Source organism: Bacteroides mucinivorans (assembly GCF_034654355.2).
GTDB classification, from domain to species: domain Bacteria; phylum Bacteroidota; class Bacteroidia; order Bacteroidales; family Bacteroidaceae; genus Bacteroides; species Bacteroides nordii.
The window spans coordinates 3,990,097-4,007,284 of sequence record NZ_CP178179.1 but is presented as its reverse complement, the minus strand read 5'-3'; the positions used below and the strand labels follow the sequence as shown (position 1 = coordinate 4,007,284).

Below are 17,188 nucleotides of genomic sequence, written 5' to 3'. Positions count from 1 at the left end.
GCAATTATGGCAGATTTGAATCGCATTAAAGTAGTTTTGGAGATTGATGTGCGAGAACTGATAAATAAATCGAAAGAATAAAAGAACAATATGGCAATGAAGATAAATAGCCCTTATACGGCTGCAATTACGGGTGGAGGTTTTTTACTTAATGAGACGCTTGCTCTGCTTCCTCTCTTGCAAAGTGAAGATCGAGAAGAACTTCTCAAAGATGAACAATTGAACAACCGCGTACTGATGATTAATGCTGAAACATCAAGAAAGAAGGCAATCCTAGAGATTTGTCGTCGTTATGATACGATGTCACCTGCTTTCTGGCAGGACTTTTTAGCGATGACTGCCGCAGAGCAGCCTATTGCTCTCTTTTTTGTGATGTTGAAGACGTACAAAATACTTTTTGACTTTCATGTGAACGTGACGATACGTCGTTGGAATAGCGTCGCTAAGTCTGTGAAGAGAGAAGATATCCTCATGGAGTTTAATGAAATATCTGCTCGTGATGCATTTGTTGACTCGTGGAGTGAAGCTACGAAGGACAAAGTGATTAGTGCCTATTTATCTATTTTGCGAAAGATAGGAATGCTCGATAGAACTAACCAATTGCAAGTGTTTGATTGTACCAACTATCCATACTATTTGCAGATTGGCGAACCTTGGTTTCTAGAGGCTTGTTTGTTACAGCCTTATCAAATTGAAAAGATTAAAAACAGTTTGGTATGACTATAAAAGAACTGGATGATAAACTTAATAGTCCCGGATTTCAGGATACTGAGAACGGAGACTTATTTTATAATTTCTTCATCTACCAATATCCGGCAGAGAAAGAATATGATATCCGTAAGCAGATACAGGAGTTCAAACAAAACCTTATCCGTCCTACGAACTATGTGGATGTGCTCACGCTCGACTTGTTTGAAGAGTTCTGTAACTACCTCAATGGACAAAAATTTCTCAAGTTCGACTCCATGCTACAATATTTGCTCGAGAAAGAACAAGAGTATCCCGATACGAGCGATAAGATTTTCAGCACATTGGAGCGTCATGCCCATAGTGAGAAGTTCGTGAAATATCTACATGAGCGGATCGTGGCGCATATCACGATTGATGATGAATATCGTCGTCCATACGTGTTTATGTATGGCATCGGTACCATGTATCCTTATCTTCGTGCCAATGAACTTTTGGCAAAGTACGAGGATTACAATGAGACCGGACGCTATAAAATCATTCTTTTTTATCCCGGACATCGGGAACAAAATTCATTCAAACTCTTTGATACCTTAAATGATCATCATACTTATCGCGCAACCCTTTTAATAAACGAATAAACGATGCAACTACAAGACTTGTATATCAAACCTATTAATCGTCCGGTCAATCCGGCAGTTTCTGCTACCAAGTTCGATAAAGATACCATTGATATTGAAATTAAGGAATACGTTTTTACCGATGAAATCCTCAATGGACTTTATCGCATTCTGAATGCTATCAAGAACAACAAACCTTATGATCATGTTGGTATTTGGATTGATGGCTACTACGGTTCGGGTAAATCTCACTTTTTAAAGTACCTCGACTACTGCATTACTCCCGAAACTCGCGATTTAGCCTTAGAGCGTTTTCTTGATGCTGTGAAAGAAATCGATCCTTTCGATGGTAAGCATAACCTTCAGTTTGAGTTTTCACAGATTCAAGATATTGCTTCGTGGCTCAAGACTGCCACCATCGATACCTGCATCTTCAACCTCGAAACTTCCTACAATGCGGCTACCGACAAAAAGAAGGCTTTCTTGCAGGTGTTTTGGGATGAGTTTAACGACAAACGTGGACTGAACAAGTTTAATCTCACCTTAGCACAGCTTTTGGAAAAACCGTTGATGGAGCGTGGGTTGTTGGAGCAATTTAAGGAGGTAATTGCCGAGATGGGTGGCGATTGGAATAATCCCAGCGAGGCAGCCGATTTGGTGGATCAAGCTTTGGAGATGGTTGTAGATGCCGCTTGTGAGCTCAATCCGCAGTTTGACCGCAACTCCCTGTACAATCATATCGACAAGCGCGACTATGCCATCAGTATCGACCGCTTTGGCATGGAACTGGCAGACTATATCAAGGACAAAGGCGAAGATTATCGCTTGATATTGCTTGCCGATGAGGTGAGCCAGTTTATCAATAAGGAACGCGACCGTTATCTGAATCTGCAAGAAATTATCACTAAACTTTCTGAAGCTTGCAACAATCAGGTATGGGTGGCTTGTACAGCCCAACAGGATCTCAGCGAGATTATGGACGACTGTAATATTGGTGAAGAAAAGGACAAGGAAGGAAAGATTAAAGGTCGTTTTGAAGTGAAAGTATCACTCAAAGGCACGCAGCCCGAAGTGATTACACAGAAGCGTATCTTGGAAAAGAAGCCAGAGGTGAAAAACGATTTAGCTGCCATGTACGAGCAGCAACAAGGAGCCTTCAGTCTCCAGTTTAAGTTACCAAATGCGTATAAGAGTTACGATACGGAGACTGACTTTATCGACTTCTACCCCTTTGTTCCTTATCAGTTTAAGCTCATCATGCAGGTGTTCGACTCTTTCCTTGCTTTGGGGTATGTGGCTAAGGAGGTGAAAGGTAACGAACGAAGCATCATCAAGGTGATTCACGCTACGGCTAAGGCTCCCAACAATGCTCAGGCCGAAGTAGGTAAGTTCGTTTCGTTTGATGAACTTTACAACAATATGTTCGAGGAGGGTTTGCAGGCTCGTGGACAGAAGGCTGTGGATAATGCTATCCGCATTGCCCGTACCTATATTGACCCGAAATTGGCTATACGTGTAGCCAATGTCCTCTTTATGGTTTGTAATATTTCGCAAACAGACCAACTAGTTTTCCCGGCAACGCTCGATAATATCACCACGTTGCTGATTAATGATATGACCACGCCTCGTCTCAATCTGAAGAATGAGGTAGAAAAGGTGGTCGATTTCCTTTGCGACAATAACATCATCCGTCGTGAACAAGGCCGTCAGGGTGCGCCCGACTTCTTCTCGTTCTATAGCGAAGAGGAAATGAAAGTAGCCGAGCTGATTAAAAGTCAGACTGCTGATAACAACCTACAAGCCGGTGAACTGAAAGAAATCTTCAATCGCTACTTGAAAGGATTGAAGAACAAGGAACAATATAAAACTCGTTCGTTTGCCGTGGGAATGACCATCAATCAGCGCAACTACCTCAGTAATAATCCTGATGTGGTGCTGGAATTTATGATGGATGACGACTATGATACACCCGAACAACTTGCTCTACAAAACCAGATCAATCGGTTGGTGTACTATGTGGGGCCACAGTTCCGTGCCAATGTTCGTTTGCGCAACAACTTTTATTGGTATTGTAAGGTGCAGAGTTATATGATCGCCAATCCTGCTACCAGCGACGAGAATGCTGCTGTGCGCGAAGAATTTAAAAAACGTGCTAACGAAGTGATGACTGGCATCATTGAGAGAGAGTTCCAAAAGATTCTCGACACCTGTCCTCTAGTAAGTGGTCTCTCTGTGATTGATGATGTAGAGTTAGGTAATAAAAAAGGGAATGACCGCTACTTGGCTGCTATAGAGAAACACCTCGCCGGCATCTATACTAAAGCTGGGCTGGTCGATTTACCGCAAATACCCCGAAACAGTGATAAACTCAAGGCAGCTATCCTTTGTCCCGTGAATCCGGGTGATTACGAGGGATTAAATGACTCGCTTACCGAAGCAGAACATGAGGTGGAAATTTATCTCAACAAGCAATACGAGGAATTGAATGTGGGCGATGTGGTAGCCAAGTTCTCTAAGGCTCCATTCGGTTGGGATGGCATCTGTACCCTTTATGTGGTGAACGAACTCGTACGCCGGCATAAGCGTGACTATAGTTATGGCAACAATCCTAATGTGGAGGTGAATATTGTAGCAAACCGTTTGCTGAGCGAAACCAACAAGTTTACCATTCGTCCGGCTGTAACCATTTCGTCCGAGGTGATTAATGGTTTCATTGCCGCTTGGAAGAATATCTTTGGTGTGAGCGAATCTTTCTCCACTACCGATAGTACCCAGCTATTCCGTCTCAGTCGAGAGAAAGAGAATGTACGAAGTGTGGAGAATGTAGTAGCACGCTACAAGCAGCTCTACAAGGATATTGCCGCATACTCTTTCAGTGCGCCGCTCGACGAAATGGTGACTTTGCTCGAAGGTTGGCTTGCTGAGCGCGATCCGTTGAAGTATTTCCGTCGTGTGATTGACGAACAGCAGCAGGCACGAACCCTCTTCGATACTTGTAAAGAAGTCGTGCAGTTTGTTCAAGATCAGATGGGCAATTATAGGAATGTGCTCCGCTTTGTACGCGATAATCGGGATAATTTTAGCTTCGTACCTATTGAGCTTCACGAAACAGTTACACAGTTATTAGGAATAGAGAATGCAACATGGCCCATCGGCATACGTACTTATATGAAGCTTCGCAACACTCTTGCCGGGGCCATCGATGCTAAACGAACAGAACTTCGCAAACAAATTTCTGAAGAATATGCCAAAACGTATGCTCAGTTGGAGCAAGGCTGCAAGGAAAACGAGGTATCGACTTCTGTTCTTTCAGATCAAGAGGTTATAGTAAAACTCAAAACACAGCCGGATAGCATTCCTGTGTTGCAGACCAACCTCGATACCAATGCATTCTTTGCTGAGCAAACAGCGAAGATATTGGCTGCAAAACCGAAGCCTAAACCTACGGTTGGTGATGACAAAAACAAAAAGGAAGAAACTCCTGCTAAGAAGTATCCTACACAGGTAGCTTTGAGTACTCGTACCACTTTACCTATTGGTTCAGAGGCTGATGTGGATAAGTATTTGGCACAACTCAAGAAGCAACTAATGGCACATATTGACAAAGGTGAGACGGTAATGATTATCAAATAATAGAATGAAGGAATAAGATAGATGGATACCAATAGATTAAAGAAATTTGCTACTGAAGCACGCAATATACTAAAGGCGGGTATTGCCGCCAAACTCACCAGCTTGGGCTTTGACAGCAAGGGCGGAGTGGCTGAGAATTTACGCCCGCAACTCTTGCAGGGCGGTACGCTTTGGAACGGACGGACTCTCTCCGAAGGATTCTATCACCAATGGATGCGCCTCTACGAGGAGGTGCAGGCTAAGGGTGTGAACGAAGTGTACGAACAAGCAGCTTACACATGGTTTAATCGCCTCGTAGCTATTCGTGTCTTGCAGAAGAACGGACTATGCGAACCGGTAAGTACATACGCCGACTCTGCACATACCCCACAGATTGTAAACCAAGCCCGTCAAGGGCTATTCCCTCCAATGGAGGAGGCGAGTAAACGTCACCTCTTGGAACTCCTAGATGACGATACGAAAGTTACTGAACAGTTTGCTGTGCTTTTGGTGGCATGGTGCCATGCCAACCCTATCCTGCAACGCTGCTTTGGCACTATGGAGGACTATACTGAACTGTTACTTCCCGCTAATATTTTGGCGGAGAATGGCTTTATCGACCTCTTGAACCACACCGAGTTTATTTCCGATGAGGAGTTCCGTTCGCCCGAACTCATTGGTTGGCTCTACCAGTTCTACATCAGTGAGCGCAAAGATGAGGTGTTCGCCAAGAAAGGCAAGTTTGAGGCTGATGAGATTCCTGCCGCCACGCAGATCTTTACACCTAACTGGATTGTGAAGTACATGGTACAGAATACGGTGGGACGCATCTATCTTGATAACAATCCTTATACCACTTTGGCTTATAAAGAGAAATGGCAATACCTCGTGGAGCCTGCAGAGCCGACCCCTGCTGAAGCTATTCTTCATTACAATGAGCTGACCGACTTGAAAGTGGCTGATCTTGCTTGTGGTTCGGGACATATCCTTAACGAGTGCTTCGATCTACTCTACGATCTTTATATCACTGAGGGTTATACACGTGTCGAAGCCATTACACATATCTTCCAAGATAATCTCACGGGTATCGATCTCGATCCTCGTGCACAGCAACTTTCGCTCTTTGCGTTGACGCTGAAGGCTTGCCAACGCGATCATAGCTTTGTAGATGCACATTGCTTGCCACGGGTGCTGACGATGCCGAAGGTGCAATTGCCATTGCCTACTGATACTCGATTAACGGTAGAAATTGATGTTGCCAATACTTTGTTGAAAGATGCTGATTCTTTAGGTAGCATCATGAAGTTTGATCTTACACCTGCTGCTCGTGAATGGGTGGCTTCGCTGGCTGAAGAGAATGAAGCGGCAGCGTTGGTGATAGCGCTGACAGAGCAGTATGATGCTTTGGTGATGAATCCGCCGTATATGGGGGGAGGTAATATGAATGAGGTGTTGAGTAAATATGTGAAGAAGAATTATGAGGAGGCCAAAGCCGACCTTTTCTCTGTATTTATGGCATTTGCGATCGAACGGCTAAAAGTACATGGAAGGTATGGTATGATTAATATGCAGAGCTGGATGTTCCTTTCTTCGTTCGAGAAACTTCGCAAGACATTACTCGGCAACTATCATATTGAGAATATGCTTCACCTTGGTCCTCGTACTTTTGATGAATTGAGTGGGGAAGTTGTACAGAATACTGTTTTCGTGGTAGCAAATCATTGTGTCAACCAAAGTGGATCGTATTTCCGTTTGGTGGAAGGTAAAAACTGTGCAGATAAGGAACAGATGTTCTTGCATTATGACGAACAAGATGCTAAAATATACTACCCCAATGTGCCGCAGGCTAATTTTGAGAAAATTCCGGGATGTCCAATCGGGTACTGGACCTCTGAAAAACTGTTAGTCGCATTTTCAGAAAGTACTCCGATGTCTGAAACAGCAAACCCTCGTGCTGGTTTGCAGACATCTGATAATGGCAGATTTGTTCGTTTTTGGCATGAAATTGATAATAACAAGTCTGGTCTATATTGCGAAAGTGCTGAAGATGCGAAAGATTCCAAATTAAAATGGTTTCCTTATAATAAAGGGGGATCGTTTAGGAAATGGTATGGTAATCAGGAGTTGTTGGTTAATTGGGAGAATGATGGGTTTGAAATTAAACAGTATGCGGAAGTATTGTATAAAACAGCTTCTAGGACAGTAAAAAACACGGCTTATTATTTTAAAAAAAGTTTAAGTTGGTCATTGACATCATCTGTAGGCTGTGGATTTAGGTTTAATCCGAACGCTGCATTATTTGACGTAAATGGAATGAGTCTATTTCCTTTAAATGATGAGGATATATTTCTTTTTTTAGGAGCTTTGAACACTAAAGTGTACAGACTGATTAGTGAAATAATAAACCCGACACTAGCATTACAATGTGGAGATGTGGCAAAATTTCCGACTCCAAACTGGAATAATAATATGATACAGGTTTATAATATTGTGGTAGAAAATTATTGTATCAGCCGTTTCGACTGGGACTCCCACGAAACTTCTTGGGACTTCAAGCAGAATGAACTGATTTCTCTCATAGATTGTACTGAACAAGCCTTTACTGTAAAATCACTGACTTTATTGTACAGCACTACTGCACGCGGTAGTACAGCGACACATCAAGCCGAAGAAACCCCTCGCGCAGTCAGATTACAAGACCTTATGGAATGTTATCATCAGAAGTGGAGTACCCTCTTTATGCAGCTTCACGCCAATGAAGAAGAACTTAACCGCCAGTTCATCGATATCTATGACTTACAAGACGAACTTACTCCCGACGTACCTTTAAATGAAATCACCATCCTGCAACAGGGCGAAGTGAGCATTGAGGGCAATGCCTTGAAGTGGCACGATGAAGTAATATTGAAGCAAGTCCTCAGTTACGCTGTAGGAGTATGGATGGGTCGCTATCGTCTCGACAAGCCCGGTTTGCATATAGCTCACCCCAACCCCATAGTCGATGAATTAGTTCCTTATACCTATAACGGTCACACAATCGAGATAGATGATGATGGCATATTCCCCTTGATGGCTGCTGATAGTGGCTTCACAGATAATGCATGCTTACGCACCGCTCAATTCGTGAGCGATGTGTTTGGTGCGGAGTATCAGGTGGAGAACCTTAACTACATTGAGCAGACCCTCGGCAAAACCATAGAGCAGTATTGGCAAAAGGATTTTTGGAAAGACCATAAGAAGATGTATCAGAATCGTCCCATCTATTGGCTGTTTGCGAGCAAAAAAGGCACCTTCCAATGCATTGCCTACCTGCATCGCATGACACCTTATACCCCCGAACGCATCCGTAGTAAATATCTTCTGCCCTTCATCGAAACGCTAGGTCGCAAGATTGCCGATCTCACCGCCCGTGCTGCCGACCTCAGCACCGCCGAACGTAAGAAGCTTGACACATTGAACAAGCAGCTAGAGGAGTGCCGTGAATATCATGACCGCCTCGCCGTAGTAGCCGAACAAGCTATCCCGCTTGATCTTGACGATGGCGTGGTGGTGAACTATGCTAAATTGGGTGATGTATTGCAACGAATAAAATAAGGGAATAATGGACAATTCTATAAAACAATATGCTATAGGCGAACTCCTTGATGGACGATATCTCTATATACCTTCCTATCAGAGAGGTTATCGTTGGACTGAAAAACAGGTTGGCGATTTGCTTCGTGACTTACTTTGCTTTGCCAACGATTTTGCAAATGAAGGCAAGGAAAAGAAACAAGAACAGTTTTACTGCCTTCAACCAGTGATTGCGCGTTCTATTACTGATGAAGAAAAGTTAAAATCCATCTTCGAAACTGAGTATAATGATAGTATTCTGGAACATGGCGTGTGGGAAATTATTGATGGTCAGCAGCGTCTTACCACCATTTTCCTCCTCTACAAACATCTACTAGACCAAAAGGGATGGGATGCAGAGACACTTAAGGAAGAGGAAGATGGAAAGGAATTATATCATATTTGCTATGCAACTCGTGATGGTTCTTCAAAATACCTTGAAGAACTGTCAATGAAAAGCATTAGAGATAGCAATGAGAATGATATTAAAGAGAATGTTGACTTCTTCCATATGGCTAATGCTTTCAAATATATAGGCGAGTGGATTAAGACTGAAGGTAAGAATATAAATGTTCGTTATCAGTTAGGTGGTAGCCTTGACAACATCCGCACATCTTTCTTTAAACTTCTGAATGGAATGAGTGATACAAAGGGGGGCTCAGTTCAAGTGCTATGGTATGAAATTGCGGAGACAAAAGAAAAGAATAATATTAAAGAATTCCAAAAGATCAATACTGGTAAGATTCGATTAACAGATGCTGAACTTATTAAAGGGCTTTTCTTGCTGAAGAAGAATTTTACTTCAGGCGACAAGTATATTAAACAGTCAGAGTTAGCACTGGAATGGGAGTTTATAGAAAATACTCTTCATGCCAACAATTTTTGGTATTTCCTTCAGAAAAAGAGTATCGACATGCCTAACCGTATTGACCTTCTTTTTAATTTAATATACAAGAAGAATACCATCAAAGAGGTTCCCGAAGATGAATGGGATAATAAAATCAAAGAAATTGATGAACTGCTGTCGGATACTAGGCAAAGCGAAATATTCCGTTTCTACTACAATCGCTTTGAAGGTAAAATGGGTGAAGAATTGCAACATGAGGTAGCATCAGCATGGAATGAGGTAATGGAGTTGTTTCGTACTCTTGATGACTGGTTCTGTTCTCCCGCTACATATAACTTTATTGGTTTACTCAGTCAGTGTGGTGAAGATTTATGTAGACTTGTTCTTCATTTCGAGTATATGTCAGAGACATCATACCGAGTAGATTTTGAAAACTATCTGAAACAACGTATATCACATCATTTGCGTGGTGCCAAGATTGATAAGGAAAAAAAAGCTATTCTCAATACATATAAGGAACATGATACTATTTATAAGTTGTTGCTGACTCTCAATATTCACCTTCTCAACGAGCAGAATCAGAAATTGGAATCAGAATCGGATGTTTATAAGTTTCCTTTCGATGTACTTAGCACTCAAAATTGGGATATAGAGCATGTAGATTCTTTCCACACTAACAACTTAAAGAGAGACAAAGACAAGGAAGACTGGATTAAGACAGCGATGGATGATCGCTTGGGCGATTTGAAGGACGAAGAAAAAGCCTTGATTCTGCAGAAACTGGAAGAGAACGCTTTGGATGATGCTATAAACCTCCTGAAGAAGAACGCTCAAGAAGTGGAAGCTGATGAAGAAATTAAGAATACTATTGGAAACTTGACCCTCCTTGATGCAGCTACTAATAGATCTTATGGGAACAGTTTATTCTGTACCAAACGGCGCATCATCATTGAACGTATAAAGCAAGGTGTATTTGTACCTGTCGCAACGCAATATATCTTTGCCAAGTTCTTCGATCCAAAAGGAACAAACCGTTCTTTATGGACAAGGGATGACATGGAGGCATATCACAAGTACATTTATGATATACTTATTACTTATGTTAATAATGAGGAGGACTAGCAATGAGCGAAAGATATACATTTATAGATATATATAAGAAAAAACTCGACCTAAGCAAAGATACAAAGGTAAAGATCGATCGGATAGTCATTCCTAAGATTCAGCGTCCGTACGCTCAGGGAAGGCAAGATGGTGTTTGTACATATGTTCGTAATACGCTTCTGAATGAAATGTTTGCGAACCTCAACACAGATGAAGTTTTCGATTTCAACTTCATTTACGGTATTATTCGCCCTTCTAATGACAAATACATCATGGAATTATTGGATGGTCAGCAACGAATGACAACTCTATTTCTTGTTTATTGGTATATAGCTAACCGAGAACTTAACGAAGAAGATGAGGCTGATACAGAAATCCGTGATGTTTTGAGTCGATTTGTTTACGAAACAAGATCAACCTCTACTGTATTCTGCCAAAAGCTATCTTCATATAGAGTTGACTTGTCAGAAACTATTCCTTCCAAAGCTATAAGACAAACAAAATGGTATTTTAAGTCTTTTGACAGAGATAGTACTATCTGTGCCATGCTTACTATGCTCGATGCTATCCATGTAAGATACGGCAACCAGGGGAATAATGAACTTTACAAAAAACTGGATAATATTCAATTCTATGTAAAGTCACTAGGTTATTTCAATCTTTCTGAGGAGTTGTACATTAAGATGAATGCTCGTGGCTTGCAGTTGAGTCCGTTTGAAAACTTTAAGGCGGACTTAACTAACTTCATCAGTGACAAGGAGTACGTTCCATTCAGGCAGCAGGTTGCTTTGTATAAGAAAGATTGTGAAGCAAAGGTTGAATTTAAATTCAATTTCTCGGTAAAACTTGATGCTAAGTGGATTGACATCTTTTGGAAAAAAGGCTTTGCGAACTTTGATGCAGCTTACATGAGTTTCTTCTCACGTTTCTTTGCTTGTAAGTATATCGTTTCAACAAGAGACATTGTCACTGACAGAGATATGCGTCAAGACAAGACTTTACGTCATATATATACAGAGGCAGAAAATAGGAACGAAGCAAATGAATATCTCGGGTTCCAAGAATTTGAACAGCTACTTAATGGGCATCCTGAATATGTACTAACCCTTGACAAAGTATTTGATGTGTTTTACGAATACGACTACAAGGAGGCAAAGAAGGTTATCTATGAAATGATGGTTCCTTCATGGGAAAAAGACGAAGAAGGTGATGATTTCTATTGCAATACAGCCTCTAAGATGACTCAGACTAAGCTTGTCGTTTTTGGAGCAGTTATTGAATTTATTGAAGCTTACAAAACGTTTGATGTTCATACATTCAGACAATGGATGCGTGTTGTTTGGAATGTGGTCGAAAATACAAACATTGACAGCTTGACACCTGTATCATCTTTAATTAGAAAATTCTCTGCCGTTATCTGTTACATAGCAAGATCTTCTGAGGAAGGCATAACGTTCTATGAAGCTCTGTCTCAGTGGAAAGATACCAACACCGACGAACGTGATAGCAGAGCATTGATAGAAGAGGTTGAGAAAGCCAAACGTATTTCTGAAGAAGAAAGTTGGCTTGATGCCTTTGAAGAGGCGGAGCAGCATCCATTCTTTAAAGGTATGGTTCTATTCTTTTATGAAGAAGGTATGTCATTAGCAGCATATAAACATAGTTATGAACTTGCTAAGGATATGTTTGATGAGAATGGAATTTCTGAAACATATAGGGAGAAGCATCTGCTTATACGTGCAATTGTCAGTCAGTTTACTACTTGGGATAAACTTCGAGAACGTTATGTTACAGAAAGAGCAGAAACCAACAAGTATTTGAAAAACATCCTTGCATCGCATGATAAAGTGCGCCTAATGTTGTTTGATGTACTTAGTCAGGAAAATAAAGATGCTGTTAAGAATATATTGGCATCATACATTGATGGTGCAAAAGGGTTTATCCCATGGTTTGGTGCAACATATACTGATAAGGAATACTGTGATATGGCAGTGGAGAGATTACGAAAGGATGTTAAGCTATATGATTGGATTGCCAACGAGGAAATACAGAGAAAATCGGTATTCAGAATCTATTTTTATGAAGGTCATATAATGATTGCTATTCCAAGAAAGCAATTTGCTAAGGTTGCGTTAGATACCGAACGGGCCGAAATTGCTTATGATATTGCTCAGAACTATGGTTTTGTTTATAATGACGAAAATCAACTTGGCATGTACCAAGAGTATGGTGATAGTTTCGGCAATGAAATTTGGATTACACAAGAAAGACAGAAATGTATTCTTTGGGTAGGTTTCTGTCAGCATCATGAGTTGTGTATTCAATTGGAATGTAAGACGAAGAAATATGCAAAAGAACTACTTGAAACGATAAAGGGTAGTAGTTACATTGATGATAATGAGTACTGGTTACAGATTACCTCTCTTGAGCATTTCAAAAAAGAAACAACCTATAATAGTCTTTCCAAGAAGTTGGAGGAACTTTTTGAAGTGATTTCGTAATTAGAATATTGGTGTGATACAGAATTGAAATTTAAAACAATATCGCTATATTTACACATGACCATAGAAGATATACAGAAACTCAGAGACCTCGGCGAAGTGAGCAAGGTACAGTTCAAAGAACGTATCTTGGATAAATATGATATAGGCTGCGAGCTGGTTGCCATGAGTAATGCTCGCGGAGGGCAACTTGTCATTGGTATCAACGACAAGACAGGAGCTTTTAATCTGTTGTCGTATGCCGAAGTGCAGGAAACCACCAATCTTCTGAGCAATATGGCTTCGGAGAATGTGGTACCCAATATCCTACTTGAGATAGATACGGTCAGCGTTGAAGGTGGCAGTGTAGTGATAGCTACTATTAAGGAAGGAATTAACAAGCCCTACCATGACAATAAAGGTATCGTGTGGATGAAAAATGGAGCGGATAAGCGTAAGGTTTTCGATAATGCGGAGTTGGCGGAGATGATGACCGAGTGTGGTAGCTTTACTCCCGATGAATCTGCCGTTAAAGATGCCACGTTGGATGATTTGGATGAAGACACTATCAAGCAGTTCTTGCAAAACCGTTTTGCTATGGTATTGGAGAAAAAAGGAATGATTGGCGATGCTTTGCAGGAAGCGTCACTTGATGAGATAGCCAATGTAATTGCCAAAGGACATGATCTTAATAAATTGATGCGCAACTTGCGTTTTATCCGTCCGGATGGGAGCCTTACAGTGGCTGCCATATTACTGTTTGGTAAGTACACCCAGCGTTGGTTGCCTGTGATGACGGCAAAGTGTATCAGCTATGTCGGTAACTCTATTGGCGGCAAGGTCTTTCGAGACAAGGTGAACGATGCAGTAATGGAAGGAAATCTTCTGCACCAATTTGAGACCATTATGTCTTTCTTCACTCGCAACCTCAAGAATGTACAAGTGGAAAAAGAGTTCAATTCATTGGGCGAGCTTGAGATTCCATACGTGAGCCTGATGGAGTTTGTAGTAAATGCACTGGTCCATCGTTCGCTGAATTGGAAAGCTCCCATACGTATCTTTATCTTTGATAACAGAGTGGAAATTCACAGTCCGGGCACGTTGCCTAACGGCTTGCAAGTAGAAGATATTACCAATGGCACCTCGATGCCCCGTAACAACTTCCTTTTTAGCAATGCTATCTATCTTCTTCCCTATACAGGTGCAGGTAGTGGTATTCAACGTGCCTTGGAGGAAGGGGTACAAGTAGAGTTTACGAATGATGAACGGATACATGAGTTTCTAACTACCATAAAGAGGAACAAAGACTTGGATAGTAATCTAGCTGACTCTGACACTACCCCTAACACTTTTTCAGAGCACTCAGACACTACCCCTAACACTTCCGATGAATGCCCTGACACTTTTTCGGAGCACTTAGACACTACCCCTAACACTTCCGATGAATGCCCTAACACTCATCAGATGAAACTTTCCAATAAACAAAAGGATATAGTAAACTTTTGTAATGTACCAAGAAGTAGTCGGGAGATACTTGAGAGGGTAGGAGTGAAATATCATAATAGTAATATCAAAAGATATGTTACTGAATTAGTAGATGCAGGGTATTTGGAGCGAACCATTCCCGATAACCCTTTTGATATGAATCAAAAGTATAAAAAGAAGCAATCATTATGACTCAAGAAAGAATATACAGTTATTTTCAGCGTAACCCACAGTTGCATGTGCTTTTTATCTTTGACAAGGCGAATATCATTATGAATGATTTGGCAGACTGTTCGTGGGAAACTGAATATATCTATAAAGTATTTGATGGAGCTTGGTTCAACACTAAATATAACATTGAATACGCATGGAAAGAGAAACGTGTGGTATTACTCTTTCCATTAGGCTCCTATCCCATAAGTGAGGAACAACAGCTCAGATTCCCTCTTATGGACATGCTGAAAGCTAACATGGAATATAAAGAGGAAGATTATGCCGCGTTCATGCAACAATATAAACTTCCAGAGAAATATCGCGCCTTTATCAGCCGCCATATCGGTGAATTGATGTCGAATAAGATAAATGCAATGCTGAAAGACCGGTTTACGCCGGAAGCATTCAGTGAGGATATAGTAGTCCGCGGTTTTATTTCTTCTTATCTGGGTGAAAAGAGACTCTTGGAATGGGAAAACATCATCGTAAGAATGTTCATACTCGGATTGGATTCAGAAAATAAGAAACGGTTGGATTTTTATCATAAGTTGGAACGAAACAAGGATGCCAAGACGGCGGTCGATGAACGTTTGACTAAGATATTTGGATTCAGTTACAAACCCAACCAAGAGGCGAAGGTGAAAGAGTTGGTGGAGAGTTTGAAGTATAATAGCATCACCCAACTTCTTGATGTGATTGCCGATGACCCCTACAAGGCTTACAAAATAAAGAGCAGTATAGCACTTGAACAAATGAATCGTATTTATGAACTGGGCACACGTGACCGGGAGTTTGTAGATAAATTCATGAAAGTGATGAAAGAACTAGGTGCTGATATTCGTGAAAGGGAGCTGACTACCATTTATGGCATGGATGCCTCCTTCTATTACTTGACGGAAGAATTAGGTTGGCCTATATTGCAAGAAATTGCCGGTAGCAAACTCGTGACAGAACCTGCAGAAATGCAAGAACGTTTGCGTTTGCTTTCCCAAAAACTTCCTGCTGATAGTGTGTTTCAACAAGCTATAAGATTCTTGATGCAAATGGCCTTTTATTATGAAATGGTAAGAGGACTGGGCAGTCTGAAGTTGAATACTCCGGAAGCTTATGTGCAACTCTATACGAACGACTTGTACAGGCTTGACACCTTCTATCGTTGTGCATTGGAAGAATATCATGAATTGTTGTCAAAGGATGTTCCTATACTTACTTGTTTGAATAGACTGAAACAACAGTTTGACGGAGGGTATGCACGTATGGTTAATGTTTTCAATCTGGAATGGATGACCTGTGTGATAGAAAAAGGGAACTACTTTAACGACCTGTCGTTGAAAAAACAGGAGGATTTTTATGCTAATGAATGTGTCAGTAACAGTAAACAGGTGGTAATCATCTCTGATGCACTACGCTATGAAGTGGCGGCAGAACTGATGCAGGAACTGGCTAAAGAGAAACATATAGCAAAACTATCTGCATATCGGGCCATGCTGCCTACTGAAACCAAATACTGCAAGCCGGCTCTTCTGCCTCATACTTCATTGATATGGAAGAACAAAGAAATGCTGGTAGATGGTGAAGTATTAGACACCTTAGAGAGTCGTTCGGCACAAGTGGCCAAATACAAAGAAAGTGCTTGTTGTGTAGACTATGAAACTGTAATCAAAGCAGATGTGAAAACAGCACGCGCACTATTTAAAAATCCGTTGGTTTATATCTTCCATGATACAATTGACGCTGCTAGTCACGGGGCTGGAGCTGGAGATGTAATTGCGGCTTGTCGTAAGGCTATTGAACAGCTCGCTGTGCTGATTCGTCGCCTTCATGCCTCTTGGAATGTGACGAATGTTGTACTGACAGCCGACCATGGCTTTCTCTACAATGACGTGGAGTTTGTAGAGAAGGATAAACATGCGGTGATGGTTGCGGGTATTATCGAGAAGAAAACACGTTACTACGTGAGTGATCAAGTTAGCGCGCAAGAAGGGATGGTGACAATGCCATTGGACAAAGTATCGGGTATGAAAGTCGAGACTCCTATATATATAGGAGTACCTATGGGTACCAACCGTTTAGCTGCTTCTGGTGGATACAGCTTTGCCCATGGCGGAGCAACCTTGCAGGAAATGCTTATTCCTGTGATTCATAGTTCGCAGAAACGTTCTGATAAGACTAATAAAGTGGGTGTGGCATTGGTTGATCACAATCTCGTGATGGTAAGCAGTAGATTGAAATTTCAATTAATACAAAGCGAAGCGGTTTCCATGACGCTAGTTGAACGTAAGGTCGTTTGTCAAGTGTATCAAGGCGATACACCCGTAACCGGAAAGCAAACCATTACGCTTGACAGTGCTGATACGATCAATTTGAATAATAGAGTATACGAGGTTGTGCTGACTTTGAATCATTCAGTACATTCAGGTATGCTACAACTACGTGTGTATGATGAAGAAGACTGTTTGAATCCACTTATTCGTGAAGTGGTGAAGAATAATACAATGATAGAACAAGACTTTTAAGTATTATTGATT

At 41.2% G+C, this 17,188-nt stretch carries 8 protein-coding genes; all 8 read left to right on the top strand.

Annotated features, from left to right (window positions below; genetic code table 11):
* Positions 1 to 90 precede the first annotated feature (90 nt).
* Genes VCM39_RS15325 through pglZ form a run of 8 tightly spaced genes read left to right on the top strand, consistent with a single transcriptional unit; the run spans position 91 to position 17,176 of the window.
* A complete protein-coding gene (locus VCM39_RS15325) occupies positions 91 to 720 on the top strand; it encodes a BrxA family protein (RefSeq protein WP_322932914.1) in 630 nt (209 codons plus the stop codon).
* Positions 717 to 1,328, top strand: coding sequence for a BREX protein BrxB domain-containing protein (locus tag VCM39_RS15320; RefSeq protein ID WP_234130352.1), 612 nt, complete (start codon positions 717 to 719; stop codon positions 1,326 to 1,328). Before VCM39_RS15325 ends, VCM39_RS15320 begins: the two co-directional genes overlap by 4 nt.
* 3 nt (positions 1,329 to 1,331) lie before the next feature.
* Positions 1,332 to 4,940: a BREX system P-loop protein BrxC gene (gene brxC, locus VCM39_RS15315; RefSeq protein ID WP_322932915.1), complete on the top strand. Its 3,609-nt coding sequence runs from the start codon at positions 1,332 to 1,334 to the stop codon at positions 4,938 to 4,940.
* A gap of 21 nt (positions 4,941 to 4,961) precedes the next feature.
* On the top strand, positions 4,962 to 8,513 hold the full coding sequence (gene pglX, locus VCM39_RS15310) for a BREX-1 system adenine-specific DNA-methyltransferase PglX (RefSeq protein WP_322932916.1): 3,552 nt from the start codon (positions 4,962 to 4,964) through the stop codon (positions 8,511 to 8,513).
* A gap of 7 nt (positions 8,514 to 8,520) precedes the next feature.
* Positions 8,521 to 10,500, top strand: a complete 1,980-nt coding sequence (locus VCM39_RS15305; RefSeq protein ID WP_322932917.1) for a DUF262 domain-containing protein — start codon at positions 8,521 to 8,523, stop codon at positions 10,498 to 10,500.
* Positions 10,501 to 10,502: 2 nt separating this feature from the next.
* Positions 10,503 to 12,983, top strand: a complete 2,481-nt coding sequence (locus VCM39_RS15300) for a DUF262 domain-containing protein (protein ID WP_322932918.1) — start codon at positions 10,503 to 10,505, stop codon at positions 12,981 to 12,983.
* Between the two features lie 57 nt (positions 12,984 to 13,040).
* Positions 13,041 to 14,639, top strand: a complete 1,599-nt coding sequence (locus VCM39_RS15295) for an RNA-binding domain-containing protein (RefSeq protein ID WP_322932919.1) — start codon at positions 13,041 to 13,043, stop codon at positions 14,637 to 14,639.
* Complete coding sequence (gene pglZ / locus VCM39_RS15290; protein ID WP_322932920.1) at positions 14,636 to 17,176, top strand: BREX-1 system phosphatase PglZ type A; 2,541 nt, start codon at positions 14,636 to 14,638, stop codon at positions 17,174 to 17,176. Before VCM39_RS15295 ends, pglZ begins: the two co-directional genes overlap by 4 nt.
* The last annotated feature ends 12 nt before the right edge of the window (positions 17,177 to 17,188 follow it).

Excerpts from the sequence above, each read along its gene's own strand:
- pglZ (WP_322932920.1), top strand. The coding sequence starts at position 14,636 with ATGACTCAAGAAAGAATATACAGTTATTTTCAGCGTAACCCACAGTTG.
- VCM39_RS15320 (WP_234130352.1), top strand. The coding sequence starts at position 717 with ATGACTATAAAAGAACTGGATGATAAACTTAATAGTCCCGGATTTCAG.
- pglX (WP_322932916.1), top strand. The coding sequence starts at position 4,962 with ATGGATACCAATAGATTAAAGAAATTTGCTACTGAAGCACGCAATATA.
- brxC (WP_322932915.1), top strand. The coding sequence starts at position 1,332 with ATGCAACTACAAGACTTGTATATCAAACCTATTAATCGTCCGGTCAAT.
- VCM39_RS15295 (WP_322932919.1), top strand. The coding sequence starts at position 13,041 with ATGACCATAGAAGATATACAGAAACTCAGAGACCTCGGCGAAGTGAGC.
- VCM39_RS15300 (WP_322932918.1), top strand. The coding sequence starts at position 10,503 with ATGAGCGAAAGATATACATTTATAGATATATATAAGAAAAAACTCGAC.
- VCM39_RS15305 (WP_322932917.1), top strand. The coding sequence starts at position 8,521 with ATGGACAATTCTATAAAACAATATGCTATAGGCGAACTCCTTGATGGA.
- VCM39_RS15325 (WP_322932914.1), top strand. The coding sequence starts at position 91 with ATGGCAATGAAGATAAATAGCCCTTATACGGCTGCAATTACGGGTGGA.